10 protein-coding genes are annotated in these 8556 nt (G+C 48.0%); 1 reads left to right on the top strand and 9 read right to left on the bottom strand.

Features of this window, described 5'->3' with window-relative positions:
- Positions 1-109, top strand: a 109-nt coding sequence (locus FVW59_RS19425; protein ID WP_148065430.1) for an IS3 family transposase, incomplete at its 5' end; no start/stop codon positions are given.
- On the opposite strand, the gene FVW59_RS19420 is transcribed toward FVW59_RS19425, so the two are convergent.
- From FVW59_RS19420 to FVW59_RS19380, 9 genes are all read right to left on the bottom strand, one after another.
- Positions 106-1122 (bottom strand): RHS repeat-associated core domain-containing protein, encoded by a 1017-nt coding sequence (locus FVW59_RS19420; protein ID WP_148066044.1) that lies wholly within the window; start codon positions 1120-1122, stop codon positions 106-108. The two genes, FVW59_RS19425 and FVW59_RS19420, sit on opposite strands and share 4 nt — an antisense overlap.
- A 95-nt stretch (positions 1123-1217) precedes the next feature.
- The gene (locus FVW59_RS19415; protein WP_148066043.1) at positions 1218-1694 is read right to left on the bottom strand and encodes a hypothetical protein; all 477 of its coding nucleotides are present in this window, start codon (positions 1692-1694) and stop codon (positions 1218-1220) included.
- Positions 1695-1779: 85 nt separating this feature from the next.
- A complete protein-coding gene (locus FVW59_RS19410) occupies positions 1780-2373 on the bottom strand; it encodes a hypothetical protein (protein WP_148066042.1) in 594 nt (197 codons plus the stop codon).
- Between the two features lie 101 nt (positions 2374-2474).
- Positions 2475-3257: a DUF2971 domain-containing protein gene (locus FVW59_RS19405; protein ID WP_148066041.1), complete on the bottom strand. Its 783-nt coding sequence runs from the start codon at positions 3255-3257 to the stop codon at positions 2475-2477.
- Positions 3258-3681: 424 nt separating this feature from the next.
- Positions 3682-4065, bottom strand: coding sequence for a hypothetical protein (locus FVW59_RS19400; protein WP_148066040.1), 384 nt, complete (start codon positions 4063-4065; stop codon positions 3682-3684).
- Between the two features lie 347 nt (positions 4066-4412).
- Positions 4413-4718: a hypothetical protein gene (locus FVW59_RS19395; protein ID WP_148066039.1), complete on the bottom strand. Its 306-nt coding sequence runs from the start codon at positions 4716-4718 to the stop codon at positions 4413-4415.
- Positions 4699-6723: a phosphotransferase gene (locus tag FVW59_RS19390; RefSeq protein WP_148066038.1), complete on the bottom strand. Its 2025-nt coding sequence runs from the start codon at positions 6721-6723 to the stop codon at positions 4699-4701. Before FVW59_RS19390 ends, FVW59_RS19395 begins: the two co-directional genes overlap by 20 nt.
- Before the next feature lie 71 nt (positions 6724-6794).
- Positions 6795-7343, bottom strand: coding sequence for a HEPN domain-containing protein (locus FVW59_RS19385; RefSeq protein ID WP_148066037.1), 549 nt, complete (start codon positions 7341-7343; stop codon positions 6795-6797).
- Between the two features lie 422 nt (positions 7344-7765).
- Positions 7766-8386, bottom strand: a complete 621-nt coding sequence (locus FVW59_RS19380; protein WP_148066036.1) for a TetR/AcrR family transcriptional regulator — start codon at positions 8384-8386, stop codon at positions 7766-7768.
- Positions 8387-8556: the final 170 nt, after the last annotated feature.

Raw genomic sequence — 8556 nt, 5'->3', positions numbered from 1 at the left:
TGACTATATCGAGCTGTTCTACAACGAACGGCGGCGTCACAGTTCTAATGAGCAGCTATCGCCGGTAGAGTATGAGCGGCGTCACCAAAAGCGGCTGGAAAGTGTCTAAGGAACTGGTGGCGATTCATGATCAAAATCTACGTGACATGTAGGATACCCGCCATTACAAACTCTAAAATTCGTGCCGCTTCCATACGAATGGGACATATACAATGGTATTCCATATCGTGTTGACCAAAGCGCGTCTCCACCTCCAGGACTGTTGAAGCGATTCGAGAAGAACTGGGACATGTAATCCCCCCCAGGATGGGTATGATATCCGGCGGAAGCCCCCGTTGGATCCAATCTCATTCCTCCATTTCCACCTGGGTATGGGCGGGTGTATGAGTACCCTTTTCCGTTTTCCACGATAGTTCCACCTATTTCCAGACCGTACTTGTCAGATATTGGTTGAACAGCGCCCAAAACCTCTTTAGCGGCAGCATCAATCGCATTTTTTCCGTTAAATACTCTGCTAGTACTAATGGTTCCGTCAGCTTCTAGATCCGAAATCGCAATTCTCGCTCCCGCTTGTCTTTGTGATAGTGAGCGATTTGATTCTGAGGAAGCGCCAGCAAGTGATACATAATTCAGGCTGTCACTATTGGCCGCTTCCGATCCATTTTCTATATTTTCTCTCCCCTGTTGTCCACCAATTCCACCCGAAGACGACCCGCTCGTTACTTCATTTAGGCCGGCAGATTGGAAGTAGTTTGATAGCCCGTTCGACACCGCCTCGCGATCGCTCATTAAACCACCGCACACACTGCCCGCAACGGTAGTCGAGCCATCGTCATTCTGTGTGGTTGTCGTCGTGACGGTAACTTCCCGCTGTATACGCGATCCAGTTCTCTCTACGCGTACCATGTTCTTTTCAACTTCTTCCTTCGCATAGCCTGTAGGGTCCACGCCACTCAGGGGGTTGTTCAAGACATAGCTGTAAGGGTTAATCGCCTGGCTGTTGCCGGGTTCGACGATGAAGGGATCGACGCTCAGGAAGCGGCCCAGGTTGTAGTCATAACCGCGCCCGTTCATATGGATGAACGCATCTTTGATGAATTTATGTTCGAAATTTGAATGCATTCAATCCAGTCACTGTGTCCTAAAAGTTGACCAAATTTCAAAGGAGATGAATGTCTACCTCCGGCACTAAACGCGATCCGACTGTTCTCAAAGTATCAAGTGACCATTCCTGAGAAAGCCACAAAAATTGCGGCCAGAATGTAAGCAAAGGTTACTATTGATATCCACACAGATGCGTCACTATTTCGATTCATGAATCCGCCTTCTCTGTATAAATAAGATGGATCAAATGTTCGTGCAAACGCAAGGAAGACGCCAGCATACAGAAGCAACATTCCGGCTCCAACGAAAAATCGGCTTTGGTAATAAGGTCCCCAAAAACCATTGACTATAACGACCGCTGAGAACCCAACAAGTAGCGTGCTCTCCAAAGAAGTCTTAAGAGCTTCTCCCTTTGCATCGCCTCGAATTCTTACCGGTGGAAATAGCCACCACACAATACCCATATTGATTACGGTAAATGCCATCTCGACAACCCGGTTTTTGGGTAACGCGTTGAGTGCTGCATAGCAAAGGAAAAAGTAAACGAATGAAGCTAAGGCAATCAGACCGACATGAATAATCCTGTTCAAGCTGCACCTCTCAATTCCAAGCTAGAGTCTGTCTCATGGCGAGTGTTGCCGAGCCCGCAGCGTCCTCAAAGCAGTCAATTGGATCTTAGTAATTCTGTTCCTGTCTACGGTGGTTCAGAGATTCGGCCCTGCGCTTTGCGTACTCTTCGAATTCTAATTCCCACTCTTCGTTGAAGTGGTATTTCCGATTCGCTTTACGTGCCCCTCGGAGCGCCTCTAGGAGATTCGGCGCACACCACTCCTCGTTGTAAGGGTGCCCGGGGTAGCAAGCTTCCTCCAAGCGCATTCTCAGGTGCTGAAAGGTCTCATGCGGACCACATACCGACGGGCGAACCGTCGATTGACTGGCGTCGGTCAGAAAAATAACGTAGGCCGAGCCCAAGCTAATTGATGTCTGGCAAGCTGTGCTTTGCGGATCTACAGTTGCTTCCATTACGAGATCAGCGTCTGGGGCAGGCCCTTTAAGCACATCAAGGACGGTTAGGGTAGCCTGGATTATGCCTTGTGGTTGCTCCGCCTCGCCCACTACAGCCGCTTCCATTGGCACTGCGACAAAGACGTTCACCGACTTTTCGAAAGCTTCGTCCGGATCAGATCGTGCGCAAGAACAAGCGAAAGCCTGATTGAAAGCGACTAACCCAAGCGCAAAGATCACGCCCTTCAGTACGATTCTTAACATTGAAATTCTCCATTTCAATACGAATAACGGGTTGATGACGTACTTGTTCTGAATTGACCCCACTCATGTATCAAAAGTCCTCAAAGCTGACATTCAACGCCTCAAACACCGGCGCAGTTTTTCTGTGTCCGAGTACCTTGAGTTGTCATGTTTTGCTCGACTTCTACGGTGACGGTTTCAGGAAGACGGTACAAAAGCGACCTTTTTATGTCACCCTTGTAGCCCGTCTTAGCCTCAATATCAGCTTTGATATTTCTAAATTCATCATAGCAGATTCGAGGATCTATCATAACTTGTGTAATTAAATCATGCGGATCAATTTCATACTTGTATATATCTTCGTCTGGAATCTTTATCCCCCAATCCAGATGTATCAGTCTGATTTCTTTTTCGTGTGAAAACGCTTTACGTTTAACTAACAAGGACCGAAATAGATTGCCAAAGGTCATTTGTCCATTATTAGAAAATGCTTGCTTGGATTGAGAGATTATCTTTGATTCCGACTGGTATTTCACCCTACCTATACACGACTCAGTCCTTGCAGTGTTGACGTTGGCAATTGATATGCTGGTTAGCAATTTATCAATAGTAGTTCTTATTCGCACACCTCTTTTATCGGGAGAATAAATTCTCCACATTGCATCTGAAGCCTTGGAGGTAGTCCAGCACTGGCCATACAACCTTTCGTGAACATCTAATTCTATTTTTGATCCATCTGGGTATATTAGTTTTGATTTTAAAGTGTAATTTTCAAAGGTATCCTCCCACAATTTGGGCTTTACCAATGTATTCTTACAACTTTCGAATATTTCCAAGAAGCGATTGTACGAAACTATTCGATAGATCTGGTCTTCATATTCTGAATCTTTAATATTTAGATACACGAGATATTCCAAGAAAAAATAAGTCTAAATTAGAGGCAGGTTTATGAGTCCGCTACATTTTCTTGTTGTACGCTCATTCGCGCCCGTACGTCTGGGGGTTAATAACCGCGCCACTCAATGGAGTCTGCTTCTGGATTGTAAGAGACCAGAATTGTCCCTCTCGGCGCTCCACTCCTAGAAATTTTCTCTGCTGCTCCCTATCCCATATCCAGCGCATGATATTCGACAATAAAATCCATAAATTTAAGCAATATGGCTTCGTAGTTGAAAGTTGACGGATATTTTGGGATCAACAGCCTTAACTTATAACTGTCAGTGCCCACGGCGAAAATTGAATAGGCCATTGAAAACCCCGGCTGTTACACAGAATTATTTACACCCTTTCCGCCAAAGGAATAGATTTTTAATACGCCCGGGCCAGTGTTTAGCTAGGGTCTGGGGCTTCTCTGAAACCTTTTGCAATCCAAACGACGCCCCAGAATAATATTGTCGGCAGCAGCCCACCTAGAAAAAACGCTTCTGGTTCGTCCCAACCGTAACTATCGAAAGGATCGGAGGCCAACAGCCAAGCGAAAATCCAAACTATTGAAAGTACGATTCCTACTCGGAAGGCTCCTTTATGTCCTTTGACGATCCATCCCCCGATGTAAAAGAACAGAGCAAAAGCCAATAGAATTGCTGCACAAACGCTGGCCACTATAGGAATAGCATCATGTGGAATGCTTTCGATGAAATAATCGGCAGCCTTCACCGCTAGCAGCATTAAGACTGCGAGCCCCAACGTTACAGACAAAGTTAAGTATCCCATTCCTCTCCCAGTAGTTTCTGAACGTCCCAAATTGCCTTTGTCATCTAACTCCCCCAGTTCACCAGGCTCAAGACTTGATCAGGACCGATCCCCGCTTGCTTTAGCCTGTGCAAGCAATTGCCCAACCTGAGCCGCAGCCCTCGCACTTCCACCTGCATCATTCACTTGCTGTGACTGTATTACGTCGATGACCGCCCTGTCGCGGACCTTGCCCTGGTCCCAGAGGTCCTCAAAGCTGGCCTTCAACACCCTCGATCACGAAGCATTAGGCGATGTGTGCGTTTACGACAACAAAGGTGCGCAGCGGGTCAAACGTCACATGCAACGTGTTGATGGAAGGCGTCGAACTAACCGGTGGACTCTACTTTGTAGCGCTCATAGTCTTCGAGATATAAGCGAGCCGCTTCATCAGTGAACTCCTGCCTCCGTTCCCTCAGAGAAATTAACTTGCGGACCACACTTTTATAGATGACCTGATGAGCATGATTCTTCACAGAAGCCTCATCATATTCATCAAACTCAACTTCCTCGTCGCCGAGGCTCGCGTTAACAAGCCGAAGTAAATCTTCCTTAGAAATTTTGTCTATCGGCTCATAAGAGCCGTTTTCGGCTAAGAAATGGCCACAATAATCTTCAATCTTTAATAGCTTCATAGCCTTTTCTCCGACTCTCGTACGCAACAGCGCCAGCTTCCAACGAATCTAACATGATCTCGTGAGTCTTGATGGTCTTACCATCGACCGACGTCAGCACTTTGTCAGTCGGGTATCCAGAATATAGACGATACCGGATCTGTCCGTCTTCAAATTCTTTTTGCGTGTGAAGCAAGTAATTAGCACCTACTGAAGCGCCCACCGTACTGTTATGAGTAACTACAATAACGGGCATCGTTTCTGCTATCGATCGCAAAATTTGATTGACGTCACTTTTTAGAAACAGGTTGTCGAAAGATGACTCGGGTTCATCTATCAAGAGAATCTCATGGTTATGAGCATCGGAAATTTCCTGTAACAACCGGAATTCAGACCTCTCACCGCCTGAAACTGCGAACCCGTCCTCGTTCAAGATTCTGTAACCAATCCTGACAAAGAGCTTGTACAGATCTGCTCTAGCAAGGGCGTCGTTGTCTAGCAAGCTGCGCAGATATTGATACGGATTTTCATATTGTTGGAAAGCATCGCTAAAGGCCGTTTTAACTCTACTCGCAGACTTAATCTCCTGAGCACCGGAAAACGGCCTTTTTCTTGCTTCGACCTTAAAGCCCTGCAACGACTCTTCGAAAATCACCGCATCTTGCTTTAAGAAACCTACAATTTCATTAAACCTATGGATACGCCGCTGATCCAGGCAATACTCGTACAGATCTATATCTTCAATCTGAGTAGCGGATGTCCGGAGGCGCAAATCCCTCTTAACTTCCGCAATCAGATCATTGACAAACTTTGCTTTATGCTGATTAAGTGTTCGCTGCCTAAGCAATTCTATCAGCTCAAGAATTAAGCGTTTGAGCGCGGGTAGCTGAATATGCCTTTGGATGACATCTCTGAACTCGATGTTTTGTAAGACCTGCTTCACAGATTCGATGAGCGACACAAGCGTCTTGGTGTTTCCTACCGGAAGCATTTCCTCATCGAAAAGCACTGCCTTAGAAAATGCATCCTGCCGATCACTCTCTTCTGCTGACTTCAACAGCGTTTCTATGTAGGTTTCTAATTCGCTGTCTCGCATTTCCAGGTCGACGTTCATTACATCGTCCAGAACACTCTTGAATCCGGCAAGATAATTGTCGACAAAGACACTTCGGCGACGTTCAACCTCACTATTGAACTCTCTCTCGTACTCCTCCTCGCTTTGTTGCACAAGCGAAAATTGCTTTATGTACTTGGCATTCTCCACTGTTTCACAAATTTCATCGAGCGTATGGGTTTTGCCGCTTGAGCGCGCACCGACTAATACGTTAAGGCCCGTTGAAATCATCTGCCCGTCTTGTAGAACCTGCCACAGCTTGTTACCGTCAGACTCTGAGAGAGCAACCTTGCTCTTATCAGCGAGGCAGGCCTTGAGTGATGCAAGGGTAACTTCTCCACAATCTACGAAAGTTTGGCGCATGGGAATCCGTACGAGACCTTCCTTCATCCGTGAATCACTAAACAGGACAGGTGTTGGTTTCGACTCATCTTTAATCGAGCGGATAAATTTCTTCGCACTATCGACCTCGCCGGCAGCTATGTAGGGCCGCAAAAGATCAAGTGCTTCACCTCGTAATGGAGGAGACTTATCGTAATGAGGAATTACCAAATATGAACTTAAGTCACCATATATTTCTATGAGTTCAGCGACTGAAAGACAGTCTCCAATTTTGGTGATCTTGCTTGTGACAAGCTGGGCTTTTGCCTCAAAGTCATCTACTTTCGAATCACTTCCAATCACTAATACGTGACCCTTGGCAACATTAATCTCGATCCCAGGGAATACCATAGTGTTTAGCGAGCTTTGTATCAGCTTGAACTGCTCACCATCAAAAACGTCGTGATTTGTAATTGCGACAGCATCCAAACTGGCTTCTTCGACATATCGATGAAATGCTTCGAGGCTAAATGTGAAATCAGCATCGCTAATCGTCGGAACGGTATGGATGTGTAGATCGATCTTCTTCAACGGTGTGCCACTCCCTCGACGTCGAGCGCCGTCCAACACTCGCATTCACGCGCTAGCTCAGGCCGTTTCCGCTACCTGGCAGAGTTTTTCTGCACATAGGTATCGGTGGTCCTAACCAACTCTTTAATAAAGTGTATATGCTTTCGCATGGCGTCTCGCGTGACTGCATGCTGGGTTGGCTGGCCTGGGAGAGGCCTTACTGAGCGATGGGCAATATCTCCACGCTTCTTTGCAAGCCGATTTAATTCCGTTCTTGCCTTCGCAGGATCGGAGTTATTCCAGGACCAGCCTTCCGTGACGTCATAACCAAGATACTTCTTGAAAATAGGTCTTACTCTATCAGTACTTGGCGTATGGAAAACCTTAAGATCGCTTATGAGTGAAGCCTGTATGAAGTCGGACAGGCGCTCATCCCCATCGCAGCAAAGTGATTCGACAGTCTCAATGAGTAAATCCTCCAAATATGTCTCGAGAGCAGCCAGCGCCATCACTAAGCTTGCTCGTTTCAGTACTTCGATCTCAGGCGGAGGAGGCTGTTTATTCAATGCATCAAAGTGGTCCAAGAGCTCCATTGCGTCTTGAATCGCGTGGTCAAATGCTTGAAAAGCCTTCGATGTCATAGAGGAATTTCCAGCAGATTAATAGACCGAATTCCGCTTATGCCACACTGTGAGATTTCCTGGTTGGCTTGAATAAGCTGCTACAAATCATGATGCCACGCCTCCTTGCGTTCAGGTTGGAGTTGTAGAAAAGAAGCCATCGGTATTCATAAGACCTTTCAGGATCTTATATGCACACAGAGCCTCAAAGGAATATCACACAAAATCAGTAGGTTATCCATAAAGCTATGGTGAAAATCCGGCCAGTAAGATTGGTTGTCGGAGGGCAGGAAACTGATGAATCGGGCCCAATCTTGTTAGAATCGTACGATTTGCCAAGGCACATCATCCTGCGGGGGCTGTCCGCTATGTGGCGAAAGAAGACTTGCCATTCTGACACTGTATGTCAGACCAAGTCTGGGTTACTACAAGTGGCGCCCGCGCTATCGGTGGATGCCCGTGTTGGCCTCCAGTGCCAGGCGCAGGGCCCTGAGATGACGTGACAGGGCTCGTTCGAAGTCAGGGTCGCTGAAGTGAGCCGCACTGACCATGAAAATAATGCCACCACCCCAGGCAAGATTGAAGATCACGCCACCCTCCTGCCGCAGGCTCTGCTCCTGTACTGGCACGCTGTAGGGTTCGAAGATGCGGGTGAGGGTAGCCTCACCCAAGGGCTGCAATCGCCGCTCCGCCATGTCGCGCAGGATCAGCCCCAACTGCGACGGCCGCTTGCGCATGAAGCGCAGCCAGGCGGTGACGGTGGCGAGAATGCGCGTTAACTCATCGCTTTCCGGCGGCGCCGAATGCTCCGACAGGTAGGCAGCGTAATCGGCAGCCATCCGCTCCAGCACGGCTCGGTACAAGGTTTCCTTGTTGCCGAAAAAGTGCGCCACTGCCGGGGCGGTTTTGCCCACATCCTCCGCCACATCCTGTAAACGGGTTGCCGCGTAGCCGAGGTCGGCGAAGCGGCGTTCCGCCGCATCCAGTATCGCCGCCCGCGTTTCTGCACCCTGCCAGCCCTCTCCCATCGGGCGCCCACGACGACTGTGTTTTTGCTGCTGCATGGACTTCCCGTATTCGCTGCCAATGTGCTTAAAAGTTAAACCACCTGCGTATTCCAGACCAAGCCTGCCACTGATTCCACGCGAAGCCTGCCACCCATTCCACGGCAAAGCTGCCACTGATTCCAGGGCAAGCCTGCCACCCCGGCAGGCAGCCTGAGGGCACCCAACAG

It is taken from the genome of Parahaliea aestuarii (assembly GCF_008064635.1).
Taxonomy (GTDB): Bacteria; Pseudomonadota; Gammaproteobacteria; order Pseudomonadales; family Halieaceae; genus Parahaliea; species Parahaliea aestuarii.
Note: the sequence above shows the minus strand (reverse complement) of the source record. Positions and strands in the feature narration are given on the sequence as shown.